A 22,829-nucleotide genomic window follows, 5' to 3' on the forward strand; every position below is an offset into this window, starting at 1 on the left:
CCTTTTCTTATATATAATTAGAAATTCCCTGTACATGCTCAATAAATAGTTTTAATGGAACGAGCCCACGTTTTGGCATATGACTACTTATAATAGCTACTACTTCTAACTGAGGAATGATAACGATGTATTGTCCACCGTATCCCATAGCGAAATATATACAATACGGTATGTGAAATCTTTCGGTATGTAATACCCACCAGTGATATCCATATGCGCCGACATGTTCATATGTTTCAAAATGCGCCCTACTTGACTCTTCTAACCATTTCGCTGATACAATTTCTTTTTCATTCCAATATCCATTTTGCAAACATAATTTTCCTAATTTTAACAAATCGGTAGATTTCATTTTCATACCGAAGCCGCCGACATATATACCCTGCGGATCTTGTTGCCACTCGTATTCGTTAATTTCTAATGGATTAAATAAATATTTCTTTGCAAACCGCTCTGTCGACATTCCAGTAGCTTCTTGAATAATATAGCTCAGTAAATGAGAAGAACCTGAATTATAATTCATTTTTGTAGCAGGTTCTTCAATTATTGGCTTTTCTAATATGTACTGTACCCAGTTCTCTGATTCTACAAAGTCATTTGGGAATACTACTCCATTCCCAAACTCTTTCCAGTCCTCACCAGTAGTCATTGTTAATAAGTGATATAGCGTTAAATCATGTTTTCCCCTAGGTACATTTTCAATCCACTCTGTGATCGGTGTATGTATATCATTTATATAGCCCTTATCAATTGCAATACCAATTAATAAAGATACGATACTTTTTGTAATCGAATTTATTTTATATAAGTTATTTGCACATTCGGGTGTTTTATAATACTCAGTTGTTAATTGTCCTTTTTGATAAACAAGAAATGTATTCACTTTTTTCTTTTCGAATTTATTTTCTAGTTGCTTGAAATCCAAAAACTTTACCTCCATTTAAATAGTTAATCCATTTATTATATCTTGTTCCTTCATTTTAAACATAATTGTGCTCAAATAAAAATAAACCTGTCAGCCATAATGAACTGACAGGTTTATTTTTATAATTTCGTACGAACATTCCAAAGCTCTGGGAAGAATTGTTGATCAAGTACTCGCTTTAAATAAGAAACACCGGAGGATCCACCTGTACCCATTTTATGTCCAATAATTCTTTCTACTGTTTTCATATGACGGAAACGCCATTGTTGTAGCCAGTCTTCAATATCAATCAATTTTTCAGCAAGCTGATATAAATTCCAATATTTTTTCACATCCGCATACACTTCTAACCATGCTGCTTCTACTGTTGCATCTTCTTCATAAGGCTGCGTAATATCACGGTTTAACACATCTTTATGAATAGGGAATCCTTCTTTTACTAATGCTTGAATCGCGACATCATATAGACTTGGTGCATGTAGCGCTTTATGAAGTCGTGCATGTAATTCTGGATCCTTTTCATAAATTTTTAATGCATGTGGCGTTTTATAGCCAAGTGCATACTCAATCATACGATATTGATACGATTGAAAACCTGAAGCTTGACCGAGTGAATCACGAAACTCAATATATTCTGATGGTGTTAATGTCGCAAGAATATCCCAAGATTGAATAATTTGAGACTGAATTTTTGATACACGTGCTAACATTTTAAAAGCTGGTTGTAATTTATCTTGTTTAATAGATTCAATCGCCGCATTTAGCTCATGTAAAATGAGCTTCATCCAAAGCTCACTTGCTTGGTGAATAACGATAAATAACATTTCATCATGATGGTCTGATAATCTTTTTTGAGAAGATAGTAAACTATCTAATTGTAAATATTCCCCATACGTCATATTCTCTTTAAAATCCGTATGAATCCCTTTTTCCATAATTACTTTTTCATTTTCTTTCATATTAGCCAAACGCCCCTTTTATATGATTCTACTTATATTGGTCTAATAACGGCTCGAACTGGACTTCCATCCGCATCAGTTAATGCAAGTGGTAATGCAATCAATTCATAATCACCGTCTGCTACATGATCTAGTACGACATTTTCTAAAATATGAATTCCATGTTTAAATAATTGATGATGCGCTGCTAATTCTTTATCATCTAGCGGATCAATTGATGGTACATCTACTCCAATTAAACGAATACCTTTCTCCGAAAGAAAAGGTGCTATGTCTGCACGTAAATGAGGGATCACATCTGGAAATTCTTCAGCTTTTCCATGTGAAGATGTACGTAATAATAATCGTTCTACACCTTCTAAATGAAAGCTTTCTAATTCCTTTTCCCCGATGCTTTCAAGATTAGAAACGTCAATAATCCGTGCTGGGCCAACATAAACTTGAACATCTAAATCCAATACTTTCTTTCCATCATTATCAAAATGAAATGGTGCATCAATATGAGTGCCTGTATGAATACTCATCGTTAACTTTCCAACATTTACCGAGCCACTTTCTTCTTTTGACCATGAAACTTCATATGAGAACGGTGTGTCTCCTGGCCACGTTGCAATATCATTATTTAGCGGTTGTGAAATATCAATCCACTCTGATGTTTTCATGCTTATGCCACAACCTCTCGCTTATTTTCAAACTGTTTATACTCTTCTTCTTTCATAATTTTCTTTAATATTTGTACAGATTTCCACACTTCTTCATATGTGTTATATAAAGCGACCGGCGCCAGTCTTACTCCATTAGGTGCTCGGAAATCAGGGATAACTCCATTTGCTTTTAGCGCTTTACAAATACGTGCTGCTTCTGCATGTTCTAAATATATGTGCCCGCCACGTTTTTCATCCTCTAATGGATTTCCAATTGTAAATCCGAAATCTTTTAATTCGTGATCAATTAAATTCAGCATATATCTTGTAATATGTAAAGATTTTTCGCGTAAACGTTCAATACCAGCATCTTTAAACATTTCAAGAGAACCAATTAAAGGTGCTGTACTTAATACGTGCGGTGTACCAATTTGATAAGCACCTGCATGATCGGCAGCTGTTAATGTATGCTCCATATCAAACTGTTTATCTTTTCTAGAACTAAACCATCCAGACAATCCTGGCAGTCTATTAAAATGTTTACTATTTACATAAATTCCTGCAACGCCACCAGGTCCTGCATTTAAATATTTATAATTACACCAAATAGCGAAATCAACATCCCATTCTTTGAAAAAATGCGGAATAGATCCTATTGAATGGCATAAATCAAATCCAATGTGAATGCCGCGTTTATGAGCTTCCGTTGTTAAACGTTTCATATCAAGAATTTGACCACTTCTATATAAAACAGAAGGTAATAAAATTAAAGCGATATCATCTTCCATCGCATGAATAATATCTTCTTCAGAAAGTGTTCTACCATCTCTGCTTTTCACTCTTACTAAATGCTCATCTGGATCTAATCCTTTTAAACGAATTTGACTTTGAAGTGCATATATATCTGACGGGAATGTTAATTCATCCGCAAGAATTTTTGTACGTATTCCTTTCGGCTCATAAAATGTGGCAATCACTTGGTGTATATTTGTCGTCGTGGAACCGGTTACAATAGTTTCTTCTGGTAAAGCTCCAATAAGAGGTGCAGTCAACTCACCTAATTTCTCCGAGAGAAAAAACCACGGATGCTCACCTTCTGTCCAGCCGTCAATGCCATACTCTTTCCACGAATCTAGCAACGTAAGTAATGATTTCTCTGCTCTTTTTGAAAGTAGCCCTAATGAGTTTCCATCTAAATATATAGTACCTTCTTTTTTATAGAATTCAGTTTGAAAATCTTTCAGTTCATCATGTTTATCACATTCAAGCGCATACTCATAAGTTGGTTGAAATGGTTCTTTATACATGGTGTCACCTTCTCTTAATTTTCTTTTTATTCTAACTAATTGAAATATATCACCTCAATTGATACAACGTCAATGATATTATGTCAGTTGACTTTATATATGAACTTCTTTTACAATACAATTATATTTTCAGACATTTCAGTATAAAGAGGTGATTCTTTGAAAAACTCTACTCTTTCATCAAGAAAACACCGCTCCTTAGAAACGAAGAAGAAACTATTACACTCTGGTTACACTATTTTTATAAATAATGGATTTCAAAAAACGACAATTACACAAATTATTAAACATGCAGAAACTGGTTACGGAACAGCATATGTATACTTCAAAAACAAAGATGATCTCCTAATTAGTTTAATGGAAGATGTTATGAATCGTTTTTATAATATCGCTGAACGCTCTTTTTCTCCACAAACAAAAGAGGAAGCACGTATAATGATCCAAAATCAAGTTAGAGCATTCCTGCAATTAGCAGATGAAGAACGCGCTATTTTGCAAGTTGTAGAGGAAGCGATAGGATTATCAAGAGAAATACGGCAAAAATGGGATGAGATTCGGGAACGTTTTATAACAAGCATTAAACAGGATATTACTTACTCTCAAGAAAGTGGATTAGCACAACCTAATTTAAATAAAGAGATTGTAGCACGCGGTTGGTTCGCGATGAATGAATCGTTTCTTTGGACTATTATGCAAAATGACAAAAAGATTAACTTAGAGGAAATTGTGTATACGTTAACGGAGATGTATACGACCGGGTTATATAAATAGCACACCTTCAATAAATAAGGTGTGCTATTTTACATCTATAAAAATATATTATCCGGGTATGGTAGTGCTAAAGGAGGCTTTTCAGAAAATGAGAAATATTGTAGTTTTAAAGATTCACCATCTATCGATTTCAGTTTTCCACTAGTAATTTCACATTCAAACACAACAACAATATATTCTACTTGATCGCCATTCGGATATATATGACGGAACCTTTCCCCTCCAAATACCCCTTTTTGTTTTTTTACTTGCACTTTCAAACCCGTTTCTTCCCACACTTCACGAACTACCGCTTCTTCTGGAGTTTCTCCAGGCTCAATTGCTCCAGCTGGCAAACTCCAGTATTCCCCGCCAGGATATTGAAACAAAATATCTCCCTGCCCATTTTTTATAACAGCAGCTACACTTGGCATGAATATTAGTTCATGTCCTAATTGCTCCCGGATTTTTTTATAATATAGCGACATCGACATATAATTCTCTCCCACTCCATTAATGAATAACTGTATTTTCTGACATATATTCTATAATAATACCAATAACAATTTCTATATAGAAAGGATAAGAAAATGACCCAAGTACAACTAGTAAATAGCTTTCTATCATTTTTAGGAACGACAAAACAGCCTACTAGCTTAAAGTTTCTAAATGAGCTTATTAAAGCTCATCAAGAAAAAGTAAAAGAACCAATACACTTATCAAATATGAAAGAACTTATTTCAAGGTCTAACGATTGGCATACATCTCCTGTATTAAAGAAAATTCAGATTTTCGGTTATATCGATGGTATTCCAACTTCTATTAATGATAATGTTTTAAAACGATATTTCCAAGGTAAGAAAAGAGAACAAATCATTACATCTTCTGAACTTAATTATTGGATAACAGAAAGATTTTGTGTTGATAAAGAAATATATGAAAGAGCTATTGAGATTTTCAATGAAAAATCTTCAAATAGAATATTACAAACAAGTTCTTTAATATCTTTAGGCTGAGGTAAATAGCTAGTTGAAGGAGCAATTTCAAAATTAAAGCTTATATGTCCACATCCAGTTAGCCACATATAGTGACATTTCAACTCTTCATCGAACATATATTTCACAATATCTATAAATAATAAATCTCCTGCGTATTGCAACAGAAACTCCATATTCGAGCTACAAGTATAATAATTGTCATCGTCATCAAGATTTTTTATATTATATTCCGCCAAATCCCATAAAAAATCTTCTTTTAATATATTTTTAATTTTTTCAACAATGCTTATCCCCCCGAATTTTCCCAAGAATAACTCTCTAATCTACTTAAAATAATTTCAGTAAATTCTTCAGCAATGTCCTTAGAAATCTCACCACGATTTCCAATAATATCCCAAGCAATATTAATTGAAGTCCATCTCATCAATGAATTCTTTTCAAATTTTAAAAACTCTATTATTTTCTCCTCTTTCATTTCACTTAGAATTGCTTTTAATTCACTTTCTTCTAATTTACTTCTTTGATCATAATCAGTTTGATTTAGTATTTTTACATATTCCTTACTTTCTTGATAAAAAGCAATCTTTACTTGTTCTGGTGATAAATCCGCTAATAGTTTTTCAATTTCTTCAGCGCCTATTTCTTTACCTTTATTTATACATTTGAAATAAATATGTTTTAATCCTGCTCGGTCTTCTTTGTGATACCAAGATAATATCCCACAACTTAATATCCAAATAGAAATTAACTCTTCAATATCAGTAGCAATCTCCACAAAATCAAATAATTGATTATATATTAAATTTAACGAGAAAAGAAATTCTTCATCATGTTGTCTAACTTGCCATATGTCATTAATCCCACTTTTTACTGCAGCAGTTGCAATTTCTTTTTGTATATCGTACGAGGCTCTATTACTCCCCTTTATATCTGCTACACTAGATAATTTATACAGTTCTAAACCTCGTGTTTTCCATTCTTGTGAATCTTGTTTAATTATCTTTTTAAAATATTTTAGTAGTGGCCATAAAGCATACTCCTTATGATCTACATAACTAACAACATCCCATTTTAACTTTTCATTAATTTCACTCATAAGTTGGGGTATTACTACTTCACCATATTTTTTAAAACATTCATGAGTTCCTTCGTAATTTTAAAATAAAGTTTGATTAAAAATATCGTGTTAACCCGTATTCTATGGTAAATAAAAAGAATCCATTTTGAAAAAGATTGATCAAAATGGATTCTTATCCAGCAGGTTTATGTTTTGGTTTTATAAAAAAGTTTGATCATTTTCTATCAATGAAAACAATTAATTGACTATTTTTATTATGAAGAGGTCGGAGCAGGAAATTCATCAATTTTGATACGAAGTAAACTATAAGGTTTCTGTCGTAAGTCTTTTCCATAATGAAATCTAGGCTGTCGATGTAATTGGTTCACAATGACATACAAATATTGATCCGGACCAATTGAAAAAGTATCCGGCCACAAAATTCTCGGATCATGTGCGATAGCTTCCATTATGCCATTTGGCAATATCTTACGGATACTGTTGTTTTCATAATCTCCAGCATAAACAGCTCCCTTTGCATCGGTGATCATTCCATCAGACGCACCTTTTTCTCCCCAATACTCCACATGATAAGGTAAATTCATGTCCGGTATCGTTCTGTCTCTCAAGGCTTCTGTTGAGATCGAGAACAAATGCCGACTGGTTAGTGGAGCAAAAAATAATATCTTTCCATCGGGAGAAATCGCAAGACTATCAGACGCCAACCTAAATGGAGAAGTTGAACCGTCTTTGTTTCGATTCATTAAAATTTGACCTTCTACTTTCGGTAAAAAATAGGGATCGGGTGAAGTTGAATTTGCTCCATTTAACCGTCTAAACGCGTTTCCATTTAATAAATCTACGACGATAATAGCTCCTGGTCCTCTTGAAGAAGAATCCGTTATATAGGCATAACCTGCTTTTCCAACACGAAAATCAAAACGGACATCATTCAGATAAGTTGTAGGCAGGACAACATCTTCTGTAAAGGTATATACTTTTCTTATTGTATTGGTTTCTAAATCAACAGCGACTAATTTTGCCCCCCCTTTAATAGGTTCAGAAAAATTGGGTGCCGCTGTATCTAATATCCAAAGCGTTCCCCTTCCATCAGCAACTACACTTTGGACACTGATGAAAGTCATTGGGATATTCTCGGGATTAACCAAATTGGTTTGTAAATTAGGATAAGGCTGCAATTTATCCTCAAAAATTTCCGCCACCGTAAATTTAACATCGTCTCCCCATTTCGGAAAGCAAATGAAAATACGACCGGTTTCTGAAACAGTAACACCTGTAGGCATAGCCCCATAAAATGCATAAACTAGTTCTAAATTACCGAAATATTTTTCACTAGGTAACATAGGTTTCATAATATCCTCCTCAAGCATTCAAACGGGATATCTCCTATATATGATTTATATTTTTTCTAGTGCATGTTTCTTAATAAGTTTTTCTATACGAAAAGATGATTGAATTGATTGTTTTCGAAATTTAATAAGTCTGTCAGAAGAAAGGAAACATTTTAATTTAAAGGTCTCCAGATGAAGTAGAATTCAATTAGCAGGTAGCGAAGTTCAACATTCCCGAATCAACGTTAAGCTGGTATAAAAAATGGGGAAATATCCCCCTTTAAATTTGTGAAAAAATGTACTTAAGCTAAACTGCCCGTTAGTTTAAGTGTAACACTTCACAAACAATCTTTTGAGTATTCTTATTATTCCTGTTTCCTCAACAATCTGGCCCTTTAATTGAACAATACAACTGAAATTTAAGGGGCAAAAGAAAAATCTTATATTAATACAGGGTTTTATCAATCTTTTTTATAAATTATCAAACTTTATTTTAAATCAATACCACACTTTATTCCATGTTCCATGAGTGACTAACGGGTGCTTTGAACAAGAAAATAAAGGTGAGTACATATTATACATGACTAATATGCGCTCACCTTTATTTTTTTAGGATTTTTAGCTTTTAGGTCTTGATAATAATTTTTAGTGGTTTTATTAACAATTTATATTTAGTAAAATTGCTTTTTATGAATTTAATATAAGTCCAAAGAATTTCCTGGTCAATATAATAACGTATATCAGCACACTTTTTCTTTATTCAGTCTACTTACAATTCCAACTATAAATTTATATTCAATCCTCCTCTTCTTAGTTTTTTTAAACCCTTCTTTCGTATCAAAAATAAAACACGTTTTCCGAAACCAAATTCGTACATATAAAGACTCAAAATAAATAGGTTTTATAATTCCTCGTTCCTCAAATTCAGTTCCATCTTTATTTTCAGTTTCTGTTCGAACGAACCACCTATTTCCGAAGCCAATTTCAATATACTTCACATAAGTCCCCCTTTCGGAAATTAATTTCTAACTGTTCTATTATTTCCCCGGTAAGCGCACATTCCGACAGAACATGAGCCCACAAAGAAAAAGTAGATTGCAAAAATCTACTTTATAACTTATATTTTTGCATTCGTTTATAAAATGTACTACGGGGTACATTTAATAGTTTTGCAGCTAACGAAACATTTCCATTTGTCTTTTGTAATGCTTCAATCATGCTATCACGCTGTATTTTTTCACGAAAATTCAATGTATGTTCTGTTTTATTTTCAACTTGTAACTCAAGTTGTTGTTGATTTCCCCTCATTGTTTGCAGCAAAAAAGCGACTTGTTTTTCGCATATTTCCCGTCCTTGCGACAAAATGTAAATGCGTTCTAATACATTTACTAGTTCCCGAATATTTCCGGGCCATGTATGTTGTAAAAATTGATTGTATATACTCTTTGGAAATACAACATTCCAATTCTTCCGTTCGCAAAAGTGTTGTATAAAATATGGGATATCCTCTTTTCTTTCTATTAACGATGGAACATATAACGGATAAACGTGCAAACGATAATATAAATCTTGACGGAATTTCCCTTCTTCTACTAACCGTAGTAAATCTTTATGTGTGGCAGTAATAATACGAATATTTACTGGTACCAATTTTGAACTCCCAATTGGAGTTATTGTGCGTTCTTGTAAAACACGCAATAATGCTACTTGCATCTCTGGTGGTACTTCACCAATTTCATCTAAAAATAATGTTCCTCCGTTTGCTTGTTCAAATTTCCCTTTATATCCTTGACGTCGCGCACCTGTAAATGCACCTTCAGCATAACCGAACAATTCACTTTCCATTAATTCTTTAGGCAAAGAACCGCAGTTAACAGCTATAAAGGGCCCGTCTTTTCTTGGACTATTTTCATGAATCGCTCTCGCGACATATTCCTTTCCTACTCCTGTCTCACCACATACATACACACTAGCATCAGTCGGTGAAACAAGCTTAATTTCTTCTAGTGTGTGTTGAAATGCTCTGCTTGTCCCGGTAACTCCTGAAAAAGTAATCCCTTTTATAAATGTGAGAGCAGAATATGTATTCATTTGTTTATTTTCCTTTAAATACATACATTTCCCAATCATTCTTTCATTACTATATACTGGTATCTCTAATTTAGTTTCCAATCCATGGTGCATTAACTCTTCAAGTTTCATTCTTGACCAATTATTTATTCGTTCACGAACGCTCTTACTCGCAGAAACGATAACATCACGATGATTACAAATAACTACTTGTTCATCACTATCAATGACATCTAAAAAACGATGGATTAAGTGTAATTCATTTTGATGAACTCTTATGCTACATTCACGTTCTATCGCATGTGCAATTGAAGTTACCATACCGAGCATATATGGATGCGAAAATTCAATTGGACACGAGAAATCTAGAACACCAATTAATTTCCCATCATCATTATGAATGGGAGCAGCCGCACAACTCCAGCTATGAGATGCCACGGTGTAATGTTCAGTACCACTTATCATAATAGCTTCTTCAATTTCTAGCGCTGTTCCAATTGCATTTGTGCCAACAGCTGATTCCGTCCATTTTACACCTTCAATAAAATTAATATGTTTCGCTCGCTTTAACGTTTGTTTATTTCCACTTAACGATAGAACATAACCATCTGGATCGATTAATAATGCCATCATTTGTAGTTCATCAATGGTTTTTCTCATATTTTGTATTTGAGGTAATGCGATATCAAGGAAAATTTCACTCTTTTTCTTTTGTTCTTGAAAAATGTTAGAAGACAAAATTTTCTGACCTTTATTCATGTGAGGATTAACATTAGCCTGTTTACATCGATGCCACGATTCTGAAATTCTTTGATTTATGCGATTTGAATCAAGAACACCTTCATTAACAAACTTTTTCCATGTATGTAAGTAAAACGGTGAAGCTAACATTGTATCATCTCCCTTTTAATTGTTTTGGAGATTTATAAAACATACTTTTATTATAAAACTGAATAAAAGCGCTTTCAATACAACTAGCAAGACGACACAAATATGTTAATAATTTGAATATCTTCATGCGCTTCTTTATTCTTTTTTAGTAGCACTATATTTTGTATAATGGACGCAAAGAAAATACATAACCAAAACCACTTTTGTGGATTGCCGTTTATAAAGAAAACAATCACGGCTATTGCAAATAAAATAGTGGATGCTAAACTAAAATATAATTTTGTTTTCATTCCTATTATCCCTCACCCCTCTATTACTTTACAGTACATACTAACTCTTCATTTTTCATCTCTACTATGTACTCCTGTAAAACATATTCTTTCCCGCCATGGTTTTCATACCATTCATGTATTCCTTTAATATGCCTCTCGTCACTTCTAATTTTCGATTCTATTTCATTATACTGTTCATAACTATCATATTCCCATATGGCAAATACTTCAGACGTACCATTCTTATTATCTTTCATCCAGCGTCCTATTAGCCTAGAACCATGCTTTAATTGATTAGGTAAGTTCGTGTGATTGAAATGATCATTAAATACTTCTATGAATTCATTTTTCACTACATAGTACTTCCTTCTGTAAAACATACTTCTTCACCTCTTTCATGAAAAGTATTAGTAAATCTTCCCATCACTACCGTATTATAATACTTTCCATCCGATAGTCTTTTGTCATTTTTCAAAATGCCTTCTACTTCAAAACCTAATTTTTTATAAAGATGAATAGCTTTCTCGTTTGTCTCTAATACTTGTAAAGATATTTTATTTACTGCATTTTCGTCAGCCCATTTAATAGATTGTTGTAATAGGCTCTTCCCCATTCTATATCCCCAAAACTCTTTTAAAATACAAACGCCAAACTCCACTTTATGAGATAATCTCTTAAAATTTGATCCTTCACATCTTGAAAATCCAACAATTCGATTGTGCACTTCTACAACTAAAAAGAGATTCTTCGTTTCTTCACTATCTGTTTTTATTATTTTTTGAAACCCTAGGTCATCTATAAATCCCTCTCCAGCATCTCTATCCATATTTTCAGTTTCTCCATCAATCTGAACTCTAATTTTCGATAACTGCTCAGCATCTTTTTCAGCTGCAGAACGAATTGTATAAGTTAATCCATTTATATGATACTCTTGCTCTTTTACAATCATGTCAAACTCCTTTCAAATCAATATAATGGCGCTATTACAACTTGTTTACCTTGTTTCTCAAATTCCTGAACAGTTTCTTTACTAGCCTCTTCGTCAGTTATAATAAGGTCAATTTCTTTTAGAGACTCTCCTCTTATAAAACAATCTATTCCAAGTTTATTATGCGGAGCTAAACAAATATTTCTTCTAGCAATTTCACTTACTCTTTTACTAAAATAAGCAACTTCAGGTGTTACAGTACTAATACCTTGTAATGAAATGCCTCCACCTGTAGAGAAATAAAGATCAATAGAAAATCTACTTATCAATTCAGAGGCAAATGTATCAGTAATATTTCCTGAAGGCTTTACTTTTCCACCAATTAAATATGTATCGATGTTCTTATATTCTCTTAGATGACCAGCTATTTCTATAGAATTCGTAATAACCGTAAATGATACTTCCGGTAAATATTTCAGCATCGCATTATGAATGGAAGCCCCGCCAATAAAAATAGAATCATCTTCTTGTATATAAGATGCCGCAACTTTTGCAATTGTGTTCTCATATATTGAGCTGTCACTATAACGTTTAGCTGGTTCCGCAGCTAAGTTCCTCACTCGCGTAAGTTCAATTGCACCTCCGTGCGTTCTTTTTAATAAACCATCCTTTTCCATAATAGACAAATCTCTTCTTATAGAATCAATAGACATTTCAAATCTTTCCGCAAGTTCCTTTGCGATTACTCTTCCATCTGTATTAAGTAGTTCTAAGATTCTCTCTCGACGTTCTTCAGTAAACATGTTATCACCACCGTTATTGAAGATTCAGAAACTTAAACTTTATTTTAATTATATGTATGCCTCTTCTGTTTTACAATATTTTCAGTTCTTATTTATTCCGTTTTATACAGTCTTCTCCCTCTTTCTATCCTGTTAACTTGACAACCAAATAAATGTATATCTGTATATTACGCAAAAATACTTCCATTCACCTTCCTATTGATGTAAAATTATTCCTATGTTTTACTTTTTAACACAGAAAGGGATTACTATGAAATCATTAATCAAAACGACATGTACAGCATTATTATTTACTGGAATATTAACAGGATGTAATAGCAATACTACACCAAAACAAGAAAAGAGTGCTCTCGAAAAGAATGCAATGCACTATGGAGAAATAGTTAAAAACGAATACTATAGAGCGACAGTTGAAAATGCAAAGTTTGAAAAAATAGACAAAGAGCGACGCCTTACTACTCGTGTTATGATTAATAATGTTCGGGACGATGGACAAACTATTGATCTTTCGGAAATAAAATATTTCATACAAGATGAAAAAACTGGTCAGAAATATGAAGGTGAAGCTCATCCGATAGATGACGAGCACTATAAAAATGTTCCACACGAATTCTCTTTAACTACTGACGTTGTGTTTGAACTGAAAACTTCACCAAAAGATTTAAATAATATGTATTTATACATAGATAGCAAAGCTGCGCCGTTAACAGATACATATTGGAAGCTTGATAATTTAGTATCTAAATAGAAAGACCAGTCTTACATGACTGGTCTTTTACATTCATACATTTAACTTTCATTAACACTTATATTCATTTTCTAATAACAACTTGAATAACATCAGCTAAACCAGTATGCCCTTTCCCTTCAATTCGCTCTTGTTCGCCATTAAAGAAATGAATTACCTTATGTTCTTCACACCAAGTAAGGATATCAATTGGATCATACAGCATATCAACATCTTTTGGTCCACCAGTACCATAGTTTATTTGTTTTTTTGAGTAAACTTCAAACATAATTAAACCATCAGGCTTTATCGTTTGTATCATTTTACCTAATATCATTTTTTTATAATCATCATGAAAATGTCCAAATACCATAACTGCTGCATCATATTCATTTTCTGGCAAACTATCAGCTAATAAATCTACTTTTTTTGTATGCACGTTTACGTTATGCTTCTCTGCCAATTTTTTTGTCTTCTCTAATCCATCTTCCGAATAATCAATAGCTGTTACTTCGTTCCCTTGTCTTGCTAGAAATACAGCATTTCTACCTTCTCCCTCCGCAAATGCTATTACTTTATTGTGATTTGCTAAACGAAATGCTTGTTCTTTAATAAATGTATTAGGTTCTTCCCCGTAAAAATATTCATCTGATTTATATCGATCATTCCAAAATTTAGTCATCATCTTCTCTCCTTCTTCATATCATTTTCTAACTACAATTAAAGATATCAAAGAGTCTTTTTATCCTTAATTAATTTAAAAATAAAAGCAGATTAAAAATCCACTTTTATTTTTTTCGCAAGATCTACGATTTTTTGATTCCGTAACTCTTCTTCCATTTTCTCTTCTGCTGCGAGCATTACTTCATTAATTAAACATCCAGGTTTGTCATGTAAACAACATTCAAACAATGATGTTTTACCTTCAATTGCATGTATAATATCTAAAAATGAAATATCTTCCCAATTCTTACTAAGCGAGTAACCGCCCTTTGGACCAGATGATGAATGTATCATCCCTTCCTTCGTCAACTTAGTTAGTATTTTAGACAAGTACGTTGGTGAAACATTTTGCATTTCTGCTAATTGGTGAACACTAACTAACTTATTTGGTGTAGCCTTTGCCAGAAAAAGCATTGTATGAAGAGCATAATTTGTAGCTTTAGAATATTTCATAATACAGCTCCTATTGTAGACTTCATGTATCTACAATAACTTTATTTTTTTATTATGTCAAACGTTTGTAATACTCCATACAACATTATTTCTTCACAAGTAATACATCTGCCGCGCAAATCGTCACTTCTCTAAATGGAGAGTCAAATAAAACACCTAGTTCAAAACCATCTTCAGTAAGAGCTATTTCATGATATAACCACCAAGCATTTTCAAAGTTTTCCGGCATAGAACACTTTGTTACTCCTATAAAGGTTACTTCAAGTTTATCAAATTCACTAAAAGTACCACTGCAATCTAATACGATAGACAAAGTATCTTCTGATTCTCTCTTTATTACTTTAATTACACTATCGTGTAGTGATGTCTTGTGTAACTGAGCGACATTTGACGGAAGTTTTTTCTCAATGGAATTAAAATATTCTACGTATAATTGATCTAATTGTGCCACTCTTTTCTCATAATCTGTTGTCCACTTTTGCATACGTTTTTTCAGTTCACCTGATGGGTATTCTGAATTAATTGTGATGTTTTGTATAATTGAGTATATCGATTCAGGAAGGAATTTTAATAAATCTATTTTCCTTTCCTCTATTTCTTCCTTTAAACTTTGTATATCCATTTCTGACCATTCTTTTATAGACTCTATAAAACTTACAAATTCTAAAACTTGCATTTTTTTATACCAATCTCTTGTAAAATATTTCAATGACACCTCTCCTAAAACATTTTTAAATCCAGTAAAAACAATATATCCACTTATTATATCATTCCAATAACTATTTTTTCTAAAGAAAAAATGTAAAACTGTAAATATTCCGCCTATTATTTCTAAAACTTCAGAATATTTACAAAAGTATAAAATTAGAATACATTTTAGCTGTACAAGATTCACCTGTACAAAAATTCAAACAAAAAGGGATGGTTATATGTTGAAGAAATTAGTAGCAGGAACATTAGTAGCGGGTTTTGCATTAACTGGAGGACTAGGTGCGGTAAGTGCTGAAGAAAAAAGCAACACAATTAAGTCATTTGATTATTTAAAAGTGGATGAACAAAATGTTAATTCATTTGCAAAATTAAATGATCAGGATAAGAAAAATATCCAAATTACTATGGTATTACCAGAGCAAAATGAAAATGGGGATTGGCTAGCTTATGGTTTTACTAGTCGTGAAACATTAGATGCGTATATTGAAAAGGATAAAAAAGCAATTAAAAATAAAATTAATCCTTTAGGTAGCGGTGCTGGTAGTACTGATTTTTATGAACATAAAGATAAAGGTGGCCAATACATTTACTGGAGCAGCGGATTTAAAAACTTACCGTCTAGCTGGAATGACAGAATTTCTTCTGTAAGTACAGCGTCACCTTCTGCAAGTTATTCAACGACACTTTGGGAGCACACTTCAACACAAGGATATGGAAAAGGCGTTTTATTTAAACACGCTGATTGGTACGGTAAAACTGCTAATTTAGCTGCTGATTGGAACGATATTACTTCAGCGATTGAAATTAAATAGTAATAAGACATTTAATTTCTTCTATAAAAATTCAAACCACTATTCTCTCTTTCATTTAGAGAATAGTGGTTTATCATATTTCTATTTAAGCATGTACAGCATGTCCTACTGCTTGCATTAACGCTTCATGAATCGCCTCAGATAAAGTTGGATGTGCTGCAATATAATCTCTCATTATATCAGCGGTAACTTCTGTATGAATCATTACGGTTCCTTGACCAATAAGTTCAGTTGCATAAGGACCGATAATAGAAATCCCTACAATTTCTTGGTATTTAGGTTCCACAATGACTTTTACTTTCCCTACTTGTTCTCCTAAAATAAGAGCTTTTCCGTTCGCTGTAAAAGGAAATTCTCCGATGAGAATATCACCATATTGTTCTCTTGCACCTTTTTCACTTAACCCGACACTAGCTATTTCTGGAGCTGTGTATATACATCGAGGCACAGCGTGATAATTTACTTTCACGTCTTCTCCACTTGCGTGTAATGCTGCTGTCGTTCCTTCATGGAAGGCAACGTGAGCAAGCTGAATTCCACCGATTACATCACCAGCTGCGTAAATATGCGATACGTTCGTTTGCATATGTTCATTCACAGAAATCCCTTTATTTGAAAACTGAACCCCTGCCTTTTCTAATCCTAATTGTTGCACTCGTGGTTTTCTTCCTACAGAAACAAGAACAAATTCTGGAGTTACTTCTTGAGTAATTCCCTCATATTCAAATGAAGCTTGCTTCTTATAATTATTTAATCCTTTTAAAGCAGCTCCTGTAAATATTTCTACGCCATCACTTTCTAATTTCTCTCTTAAAATATGTGCGATATCTTCATCTTCACCTGGTAATAATTGCGGTGCCATTTCAACAATCGTAACTTTTGTCCCAAGGCGACTATAAATACTTGCAAACTCGCATCCTATTACACCACCGCCAACGATTAACAATGAAGATGGTACACTCTCAAGAGACATCGCATGGCTACTATTTAAAATCCATTTTCCATCAAACGGAGCGAATGGTAATTCTGTAGGTTCGGAACCAGCTGCGATAATAAACCTCTCTCCATCCACTACTTCTTCTTTATTTCCTTGTACAACTCGCACACGATGATCCGTTTCGAATTTCGCTTTTCCTTTTACAACTTTAATTTTATTTTTCTTCATTAAATATTGTATTCCTTGGACGAGTTGCATTACGATTTGTGATTTCCTTGCCTGTATTTGATCCCAATCAATTGATATACTTCCTGTATTAAGCGTAACCCCATAATCATTCGCTTTTCTCACAATGTCATGCACTTCTGCACTTTCTAACAATGATTTCGTCGGCATACACCCAACATTTAAACACGTTCCGCCAAGGTCAGCTTCATCAATAAGAGTGACCTCTTTTCCATTTTGAGCCGCGGTAATTGCCGCTACATATCCAGCTGGTCCGCCTCCAATTACAACTAATTTACTCATTCTCTCACCTTCTCTTTATAAAAGAATTGTTATAGGTTCTTCTAAATAATATTTAATTGTGCGTAAAAATGCAGCTGCTGGTGCACCGTCTAGTGCACGATGATCGAATGTTAAACTTAAAGGTAACATACTACCTTTTTTTAATTTTTTCCCTTTATATACAGGAACATGTTCAATTGCGCCAATACCTAAAATACCAGTCTCAGGTGTATTTAATACAGGTGTGAAATATTCAATACCAAAGCTACCTAAATTACTAATTGTAAATGTCGTTCCGTGCATATCATCACTACTTAAGCTACCTGCTCGCGCCTTTTGTGCCATATCCTTAATCTCTTTAGACAACTCTACTAAAGATAAATTATTTGCAAAGCGAATAGCTGGAACGACTAATCCTTTTTCTAATGCGACTGCTATGCCTAAATGCACATGTTCAAATTGATGAATTGCATCATCTATATAAGCGCTGTTCATTTCTTTATGCTCTCTAAGCGCTAATACAACAGCACGAGAAACGAAATCCGTAATAGTTAGTTTGTTTTCGTATCGTTTTTGTACAACTTCCGCTATGTCTTTATGTAATGCAACTAAATCTGTAACATCTACTTTCATCGTTAATGTTAATTGCGCACTATTTTGTAAGCTTGCATGCATACGACTCGCAATTGCTTTTCTCATACCAGTAACAGGAACGACTGTACTTTCTTCTTGTTCAGGTACTTCTGGATTTGCTACTCTTTCTTCTAGCGCCTTTAATACATCTGCCTTTGTAATCCTTCCGCCAGGACCTGTACCAACTAATGCCTTGATATCCAGATTTTCAGACTTTGCAATTTTCTTCGCTACAGGTGAAATTTTAATTCTTTGCTTCGATACTTCTTTCCCATTTGGTTCTTGATTTTGTACATTTTGTACTTCTATATTAGATGTTTTTTCTTCTATAACATGTGTGCTTTCCTGCATTTCTACTTTTTCATTCGGTTTACCGATGTAGCAAATTACAGTACCAGGCGGCACTCCTTCATCTTCACTTACAGCTATATCAAGTACCGTACCATCAGCTGGCGCTTCAATTTCCGTTTCAATTTTTTCTGAATTAATACTAGCAATCAGTTCTCCTTTTGCTACATTATCGCCTGCTTTAATATTCCAGCTCGTAATAATACCTTCTTTCATCGCCATACCTAACTTCGGCATTACAACTTCTACAGCCATGTGTCTCTCTCCCTTCTCATCGTTTTATTACACATGTAATAAAGATTGGTCTCCAATCATTTCTGATACAGTTTCAATTACTTTTTCTGGCGTTGGCAAATACAACTTTTCAAGTGGTGGTGAGAACGGAACAGGTGTATGTGGTGCTGTAATTCGTTTAATAGGTGCATCTAACAAATCAAAACCTTTATCCGCTACAATTGCCGCAATATCTGTTGCGATACTACATCTTGGATTCGCTTCGTCAATAACGATAAGACGATTTGTTTTTTCAACAGATGATAAAATAGTATCTTCATCAAGCGGTGATAAAGATCGTGGATCAATTACTTCTACTTCAAGCCCCTTTTTCGATAATTGCTTTGCAGCTGCAAGTGCTGTATGAACTTGTTTTCCGATTGCGACAATTGTTACATCAGAACCTTCTCGTTTAATATCTGCTTTTCCTAAAGGAATTGTATAATACCCTTCCGGCACTTCACCTTTCATATTGTAAAGTGTTTTATCTTCAAAGAAGATTACTGGATCATCATCTTCAATTGCTGCTAATAATAAGCCTTTTGCATCATACGGCGTGGAAGGAACAACAACTTTAATACCTGGTATGCTCGTAAATAATGCGTACAAACTTTGTGAATGCTGAGCTGCTGCACTAAAACCAGCACCATGCATCGTACGTACTGTAACGGGTACTTTTGCTTTACCTCCAAACATATAACGGAATTTCGCACCTTGGTTTAATACTTGGTCAAGACAACTACCAATAAAATCATTAAACATTAACTCAGCTATCGGACGTAACCCAGTTGCAGCAGCTGCCATCGCAGCTCCCATATAACCCGCTTCAGAAATTGGTGTATCCAATATACGATTTCGGCCAAACTCTTGTACAAGTCCTTTCGTAACACCAAGAACACCACCCCAAGCTTCATCATCTTGCAGATGATCAACTTGTGCACCGCCTGCAACATCTTCACCTATTAAAATTACATTTTCATCACGACGCATTGAGATTTTCATCGCTTCATTAATTGCAGTTGACATACTTACTGTTCTAGTCATAATTTTTCACCCTCCTCTTATTTGTAAGAAACGTATACATCTTTTAATAATTCTTCATCGTCTGGGTATGGACTATTTTCACTAAATTCAATGGATCTTTGTACTGCATCATCTACTGCTTTTTCCATATCAACAAGTTCAGATTCCGTTAATAAACCTTCATGAATTAAATGCTTACGGAAATTCACAATCGCATCTTTTTCATTTAAATGTTCTTCTTTTTCTTCTGATGTTTTATATGTTTGCGCTTCACCTTCAAAATGACCGTAATTACGATATGTCATACATTCAATAATTGTTGGACCATCACCATTACGCGCACGTTCCACTGCTTCTGCAGCAGCTTTATATACAGCTAGAAGATCTTTTCCATCTACTTGAACGCCTGGAATATTATAAGCTTTTGCACGATCCGCAATAGAATCACAACTTGAAGCATATTCAAATGTAGTTGCTTCACCGTAACCGTTATTTTCTGCAATAAAAATAACTGGTAACTTCCAAATCGCCGCTAAATTAACCCCTTCATGGAATGTTCCTTCATTATTTGCTCCGTCACCGAAGAAACAAACACTTACATCTTTTGTTCCTTTATATTTAGCTGTCAATGCTGAACCGCAAGCAAGTGGGAAACCCCCGCCTACAATGCCATTAGCACCAAGCATTCCTTTATCTAAATCCGCAATATGCATGGAACCGCCTTTACCTTTACATAATCCTGTCGCTTTCCCGAAAAGTTCAGCCATCATACCATTTAAATCACAACCTTTTGCGATACAATGTCCATGACCTCTATGTGTACTTGTAATACTGTCACTATCCGTTAAGTGGGCACATACACCAACTGCTACCGCTTCTTCACCTGCGTATAAATGAACGAAACCTGGCAAAACGCCTTGCGCGAACAATTCATGTACCTTATCTTCAAACTTACGAATCTCTAACATTTTTTCATACATCCAACGAGCTTGTTCTTTCGTAATTTCATTCCCTTTACTTTCAGTTGTTTTTAACATGTCCAGCCCTCCTATTTTCTTGTTCGTCTGTTATATTGCAAGTACCGTGCCAAATTCTAATCCTTGATTTAATAGGTTTTCTCTTTTCTTTCATAATAAAAAAGTGGACAAAATGAGACATCTGTCTCGTTTTGTCCACTTTTGTTCAACTAATTTGAGAACTATTATCTTATTCATTATCAAAGCTATGCTGTAATTTTCGGATGTAAATAATTTGCCCAATATGATATGCATTATGAGTTGTTACATTCGCTAACACTTCCCACCACTTTGCAGAAACAGGAAGTCCTACTACATCACTTTCAACCTTTTCTTCATTTATAAGATTTTGCCATTGTAACAGTTTTTCTAGTAGTTTTTCCCGTAATTCATCGAAAGTTTGATTATCTGAAAGCATAAAACTTTTGTTATTATCTCCAATAGCGGGTACTGCATTCACATTTGATTCTTTATACCTAGTTTGCCACGTTGAGTTCCAATACAGTAAATGTTGTACAATTTCAGCTATACTATTACTCTCTTCATTCGGTTTCCAGAAAGCTTCTCTCTCAGATAGATCTTTCACTGCATCTGAAAATGGAATATACCAACTGGGATCGTTTGCATTCGCCAACAATTGATCTGCTAATACATCCTTCACATGGACCATTTTTCTTCCCTCATTTCATTATCATATTAATATACACTACTCTATATACGCTCATTCCCTATAATCCCCTTTTTTACATACAAATTGATTTCATACTGAATGTAAGAATAATAGATTTTCTTATCATAACTCGTTATGATAAAAGAAAAAGAAAGCTGGCGGAAAATGAATAAAAAAATCGCAATAATTACAGGAGCCTCAAGTGGATTTGGACTATTAACTACACTCGAACTGGCAAAAAAAGATTATTTAGTTATCGCTACAATGCGGAACCTTGAAAAACAAGTGAACTTACTATCTCAAGCTACTCAACTCAACTTACAACAAAACATAAAAATTCAACAATTAGATGTAACCGATCAAAACTCTATACATAACTTCCAATTATTTTTAAAAGAAATACAAAAAGTAGACCTTCTTGTTAATAATGCAGGATATGCAAATGGCGGCTTTGTAGAAGAAATTCCAGTAGAGGAATACCGTAAACAATTTGAAACGAACCTATTTGGAGCTATATCAATTACCCGACTTGTCTTACCGTATATGAGAAAACAAAGAAGTGGAAAAATCATCAATATAAGCAGCATTAGCGGCCAAGTTGGATTCCCTGGTTTATCTCCTTATGTATTAGAAGGCTGGAGTGAATCGCTTCGCTTAGAAGTAAAACCTTTCGGAATAGATGTGGCTTTAATTGAACCAGGTTCTTATAACACAAACATATGGGAGGTTGGGAAACAACTCGCTGAAAACCAATCTGATACAACATCTCCTTACAAAGAGTATATGGATAAAATACAAAAACATATTAATAGCGGCAGTGATACATTTGGTAATCCGATAGATGTTGCTAATAAAATTGTAGAAATTGCTGAATCTAAGCGTACAAATTTACGATATCCAATCGGTAAAGGTGTGAAATTTATGATCTTTGCGAAGAAGATTCTTCCTTGGAGATTGTGGGAATATCTTGTTTTGAGGAGTTTTAGGAAGTTGTAAATAAAAAGAGTAACTATCAAGATAAATAATGGTAGCTACTCTTT

The 22,829-nt window shown here is 33.8% G+C and carries 26 protein-coding genes; 5 read left to right on the forward strand and 21 right to left on the reverse strand.

What is annotated here, in order from left to right; genetic code table 11:
• Positions 1 to 7: 7 nt before the first annotated feature.
• From D1166_RS07960 to kynU, 4 genes are all read right to left on the reverse strand, one after another.
• Positions 8 to 925 (reverse strand): serine hydrolase domain-containing protein, encoded by a 918-nt coding sequence (locus D1166_RS07960; RefSeq protein WP_097856004.1) that lies wholly within the window; start codon positions 923 to 925, stop codon positions 8 to 10.
• A 119-nt stretch (positions 926 to 1,044) separates the two neighbouring features.
• Positions 1,045 to 1,884: a tryptophan 2,3-dioxygenase gene (kynA, locus tag D1166_RS07965; RefSeq protein WP_000661957.1), complete on the reverse strand. Its 840-nt coding sequence runs from the start codon at positions 1,882 to 1,884 to the stop codon at positions 1,045 to 1,047.
• A 32-nt stretch (positions 1,885 to 1,916) separates the two neighbouring features.
• Positions 1,917 to 2,546: an arylformamidase gene (kynB, locus tag D1166_RS07970; protein WP_097856002.1), complete on the reverse strand. Its 630-nt coding sequence runs from the start codon at positions 2,544 to 2,546 to the stop codon at positions 1,917 to 1,919.
• A gap of 2 nt (positions 2,547 to 2,548) precedes the next feature.
• The gene (kynU, locus tag D1166_RS07975) at positions 2,549 to 3,835 is read right to left on the reverse strand and encodes a kynureninase (RefSeq protein WP_097856001.1); all 1,287 of its coding nucleotides are present in this window, start codon (positions 3,833 to 3,835) and stop codon (positions 2,549 to 2,551) included.
• Positions 3,836 to 3,994: 159 nt separating this feature from the next.
• Between kynU and D1166_RS07980 the strand changes: the two genes are divergently transcribed.
• Positions 3,995 to 4,606, forward strand: coding sequence for a TetR/AcrR family transcriptional regulator (locus tag D1166_RS07980; protein WP_097856000.1), 612 nt, complete (start codon positions 3,995 to 3,997; stop codon positions 4,604 to 4,606).
• Between the two features lie 35 nt (positions 4,607 to 4,641).
• On the opposite strand, the gene D1166_RS07985 is transcribed toward D1166_RS07980, so the two are convergent.
• Positions 4,642 to 5,079, reverse strand: coding sequence for an NUDIX hydrolase (locus D1166_RS07985; protein WP_097855999.1), 438 nt, complete (start codon positions 5,077 to 5,079; stop codon positions 4,642 to 4,644).
• 96 nt (positions 5,080 to 5,175) lie between these two features.
• Between D1166_RS07985 and D1166_RS07995 the strand changes: the two genes are divergently transcribed.
• A complete protein-coding gene (locus D1166_RS07995) occupies positions 5,176 to 5,601 on the forward strand; it encodes a hypothetical protein (protein ID WP_000195532.1) in 426 nt (141 codons plus the stop codon).
• Between the two features lie 268 nt (positions 5,602 to 5,869).
• Here the strand turns inward: D1166_RS07995 and D1166_RS31735 are convergent, their stop codons facing one another.
• From D1166_RS31735 to D1166_RS08040, 8 genes are all read right to left on the reverse strand, one after another.
• A complete protein-coding gene (locus D1166_RS31735; RefSeq protein WP_240523643.1) occupies positions 5,870 to 6,679 on the reverse strand; it encodes a hypothetical protein in 810 nt (269 codons plus the stop codon).
• Between the two features lie 236 nt (positions 6,680 to 6,915).
• On the reverse strand, positions 6,916 to 8,013 hold the full coding sequence (locus tag D1166_RS08010; protein WP_097856021.1) for an L-dopachrome tautomerase-related protein: 1,098 nt from the start codon (positions 8,011 to 8,013) through the stop codon (positions 6,916 to 6,918).
• Positions 8,014 to 8,732: 719 nt separating this feature from the next.
• Positions 8,733 to 8,990, reverse strand: coding sequence for a DUF3977 family protein (locus D1166_RS08015; protein WP_000873827.1), 258 nt, complete (start codon positions 8,988 to 8,990; stop codon positions 8,733 to 8,735).
• 112 nt (positions 8,991 to 9,102) lie between these two features.
• On the reverse strand, positions 9,103 to 10,953 hold the full coding sequence (locus D1166_RS08020) for a sigma-54-dependent Fis family transcriptional regulator (protein WP_097855998.1): 1,851 nt from the start codon (positions 10,951 to 10,953) through the stop codon (positions 9,103 to 9,105).
• A gap of 83 nt (positions 10,954 to 11,036) precedes the next feature.
• Positions 11,037 to 11,243 (reverse strand): hypothetical protein, encoded by a 207-nt coding sequence (locus D1166_RS08025; RefSeq protein ID WP_097861601.1) that lies wholly within the window; start codon positions 11,241 to 11,243, stop codon positions 11,037 to 11,039.
• A gap of 23 nt (positions 11,244 to 11,266) precedes the next feature.
• On the reverse strand, positions 11,267 to 11,605 hold the full coding sequence (locus D1166_RS08030; RefSeq protein WP_000499983.1) for an NIPSNAP family protein: 339 nt from the start codon (positions 11,603 to 11,605) through the stop codon (positions 11,267 to 11,269).
• Positions 11,578 to 12,174, reverse strand: a complete 597-nt coding sequence (locus D1166_RS08035) for a GNAT family N-acetyltransferase (protein ID WP_000635686.1) — start codon at positions 12,172 to 12,174, stop codon at positions 11,578 to 11,580. The genes D1166_RS08030 and D1166_RS08035 overlap by 28 nt, the downstream gene beginning before the upstream one ends.
• Before the next feature lie 17 nt (positions 12,175 to 12,191).
• A complete protein-coding gene (locus D1166_RS08040) occupies positions 12,192 to 12,956 on the reverse strand; it encodes a DeoR/GlpR family DNA-binding transcription regulator (RefSeq protein ID WP_097855997.1) in 765 nt (254 codons plus the stop codon).
• A gap of 250 nt (positions 12,957 to 13,206) precedes the next feature.
• Between D1166_RS08040 and D1166_RS08045 the strand changes: the two genes are divergently transcribed.
• Complete coding sequence (locus tag D1166_RS08045) at positions 13,207 to 13,704, forward strand: hypothetical protein (protein WP_097855996.1); 498 nt, start codon at positions 13,207 to 13,209, stop codon at positions 13,702 to 13,704.
• A gap of 64 nt (positions 13,705 to 13,768) precedes the next feature.
• Here D1166_RS08045 and D1166_RS08050 read toward each other — a convergent pair whose 3' ends face one another.
• The 3 genes from D1166_RS08050 to D1166_RS08060 all read right to left on the reverse strand — a co-directional run bounded on the left by D1166_RS08050 (position 13,769) and on the right by D1166_RS08060 (position 15,568).
• Positions 13,769 to 14,368, reverse strand: coding sequence for a class I SAM-dependent methyltransferase (locus D1166_RS08050; protein WP_118043270.1), 600 nt, complete (start codon positions 14,366 to 14,368; stop codon positions 13,769 to 13,771).
• A gap of 89 nt (positions 14,369 to 14,457) precedes the next feature.
• Entirely contained in the window at positions 14,458 to 14,859 is a 402-nt protein-coding gene (locus D1166_RS08055; protein WP_000877650.1) for an Rrf2 family transcriptional regulator, read from the reverse strand.
• A gap of 85 nt (positions 14,860 to 14,944) precedes the next feature.
• Positions 14,945 to 15,568: a DUF4085 domain-containing protein gene (locus tag D1166_RS08060; RefSeq protein WP_065703914.1), complete on the reverse strand. Its 624-nt coding sequence runs from the start codon at positions 15,566 to 15,568 to the stop codon at positions 14,945 to 14,947.
• Between the two features lie 220 nt (positions 15,569 to 15,788).
• Between D1166_RS08060 and D1166_RS08065 the strand changes: the two genes are divergently transcribed.
• A complete protein-coding gene (locus D1166_RS08065) occupies positions 15,789 to 16,382 on the forward strand; it encodes a hypothetical protein (protein ID WP_000914430.1) in 594 nt (197 codons plus the stop codon).
• 85 nt (positions 16,383 to 16,467) lie between these two features.
• On the opposite strand, the gene lpdA is transcribed toward D1166_RS08065, so the two are convergent.
• From lpdA to D1166_RS08090, 5 genes are all read right to left on the reverse strand, one after another.
• A complete protein-coding gene (lpdA, locus tag D1166_RS08070; RefSeq protein ID WP_097861600.1) occupies positions 16,468 to 17,847 on the reverse strand; it encodes a dihydrolipoyl dehydrogenase in 1,380 nt (459 codons plus the stop codon).
• 15 nt (positions 17,848 to 17,862) lie between these two features.
• A complete protein-coding gene (locus tag D1166_RS08075; RefSeq protein ID WP_097855992.1) occupies positions 17,863 to 19,062 on the reverse strand; it encodes a dihydrolipoamide acetyltransferase family protein in 1,200 nt (399 codons plus the stop codon).
• Positions 19,063 to 19,089: 27 nt separating this feature from the next.
• Positions 19,090 to 20,124, reverse strand: coding sequence for an acetoin:2,6-dichlorophenolindophenol oxidoreductase subunit beta (gene acoB, locus D1166_RS08080; protein WP_000198898.1), 1,035 nt, complete (start codon positions 20,122 to 20,124; stop codon positions 19,090 to 19,092).
• A gap of 17 nt (positions 20,125 to 20,141) precedes the next feature.
• Positions 20,142 to 21,140, reverse strand: coding sequence for an acetoin:2,6-dichlorophenolindophenol oxidoreductase subunit alpha (gene acoA, locus D1166_RS08085; protein ID WP_000921275.1), 999 nt, complete (start codon positions 21,138 to 21,140; stop codon positions 20,142 to 20,144).
• Between the two features lie 169 nt (positions 21,141 to 21,309).
• Positions 21,310 to 21,789 (reverse strand): DinB family protein, encoded by a 480-nt coding sequence (locus D1166_RS08090; RefSeq protein ID WP_097855991.1) that lies wholly within the window; start codon positions 21,787 to 21,789, stop codon positions 21,310 to 21,312.
• 165 nt (positions 21,790 to 21,954) lie between these two features.
• Here D1166_RS08090 and D1166_RS08095 point away from each other — a divergent pair, with 165 nt between their 5' ends.
• Positions 21,955 to 22,785 carry an oxidoreductase gene (locus D1166_RS08095; RefSeq protein ID WP_217992566.1) on the forward strand — a complete coding sequence of 277 codons (831 nt, stop codon included), beginning with the start codon at positions 21,955 to 21,957 and terminating at the stop codon, positions 22,783 to 22,785.
• The last annotated feature ends 44 nt before the right edge of the window (positions 22,786 to 22,829 follow it).

The organism is Bacillus sp. ISO11 (assembly GCF_003458115.1).
GTDB classification, from domain to species: Bacteria; Bacillota; Bacilli; order Bacillales; family Bacillaceae_G; genus Bacillus_A; species Bacillus_A cereus.

Bases quoted from the DNA above. Each gene is read 5' to 3' on its own strand.
- kynA (WP_000661957.1), bottom strand. From the start codon at position 1,884: ATGAAAGAAAATGAAAAAGTAATTATGGAAAAAGGGATTCATACGGAT.
- kynB (WP_097856002.1), bottom strand. From the start codon at position 2,546: ATGAAAACATCAGAGTGGATTGATATTTCACAACCGCTAAATAATGAT.
- kynU (WP_097856001.1), bottom strand. From the start codon at position 3,835: ATGTATAAAGAACCATTTCAACCAACTTATGAGTATGCGCTTGAATGT.
- D1166_RS07985 (WP_097855999.1), bottom strand. From the start codon at position 5,079: ATGTCGATGTCGCTATATTATAAAAAAATCCGGGAGCAATTAGGACAT.
- D1166_RS07995 (WP_000195532.1), top strand. From the start codon at position 5,176: ATGACCCAAGTACAACTAGTAAATAGCTTTCTATCATTTTTAGGAACG.
- D1166_RS31735 (WP_240523643.1), bottom strand. From the start codon at position 6,679: ATGAGTGAAATTAATGAAAAGTTAAAATGGGATGTTGTTAGTTATGTA.
- D1166_RS08010 (WP_097856021.1), bottom strand. From the start codon at position 8,013: ATGAAACCTATGTTACCTAGTGAAAAATATTTCGGTAATTTAGAACTA.
- D1166_RS08020 (WP_097855998.1), bottom strand. From the start codon at position 10,953: ATGTTAGCTTCACCGTTTTACTTACATACATGGAAAAAGTTTGTTAAT.
- D1166_RS08025 (WP_097861601.1), bottom strand. From the start codon at position 11,243: ATGAAAACAAAATTATATTTTAGTTTAGCATCCACTATTTTATTTGCA.
- D1166_RS08030 (WP_000499983.1), bottom strand. From the start codon at position 11,605: ATGTTTTACAGAAGGAAGTACTATGTAGTGAAAAATGAATTCATAGAA.
- D1166_RS08035 (WP_000635686.1), bottom strand. From the start codon at position 12,174: ATGATTGTAAAAGAGCAAGAGTATCATATAAATGGATTAACTTATACA.
- D1166_RS08040 (WP_097855997.1), bottom strand. From the start codon at position 12,956: ATGTTTACTGAAGAACGTCGAGAGAGAATCTTAGAACTACTTAATACA.
- D1166_RS08045 (WP_097855996.1), top strand. From the start codon at position 13,207: ATGAAATCATTAATCAAAACGACATGTACAGCATTATTATTTACTGGA.
- D1166_RS08050 (WP_118043270.1), bottom strand. From the start codon at position 14,368: ATGATGACTAAATTTTGGAATGATCGATATAAATCAGATGAATATTTT.
- D1166_RS08055 (WP_000877650.1), bottom strand. From the start codon at position 14,859: ATGAAATATTCTAAAGCTACAAATTATGCTCTTCATACAATGCTTTTT.
- D1166_RS08065 (WP_000914430.1), top strand. From the start codon at position 15,789: ATGTTGAAGAAATTAGTAGCAGGAACATTAGTAGCGGGTTTTGCATTA.
- lpdA (WP_097861600.1), bottom strand. From the start codon at position 17,847: ATGAGTAAATTAGTTGTAATTGGAGGCGGACCAGCTGGATATGTAGCG.
- D1166_RS08075 (WP_097855992.1), bottom strand. From the start codon at position 19,062: ATGGCTGTAGAAGTTGTAATGCCGAAGTTAGGTATGGCGATGAAAGAA.
- acoB (WP_000198898.1), bottom strand. From the start codon at position 20,124: ATGACTAGAACAGTAAGTATGTCAACTGCAATTAATGAAGCGATGAAA.
- acoA (WP_000921275.1), bottom strand. From the start codon at position 21,140: ATGTTAAAAACAACTGAAAGTAAAGGGAATGAAATTACGAAAGAACAA.
- D1166_RS08090 (WP_097855991.1), bottom strand. From the start codon at position 21,789: ATGGTCCATGTGAAGGATGTATTAGCAGATCAATTGTTGGCGAATGCA.
- D1166_RS08095 (WP_217992566.1), top strand. From the start codon at position 21,955: ATGAATAAAAAAATCGCAATAATTACAGGAGCCTCAAGTGGATTTGGA.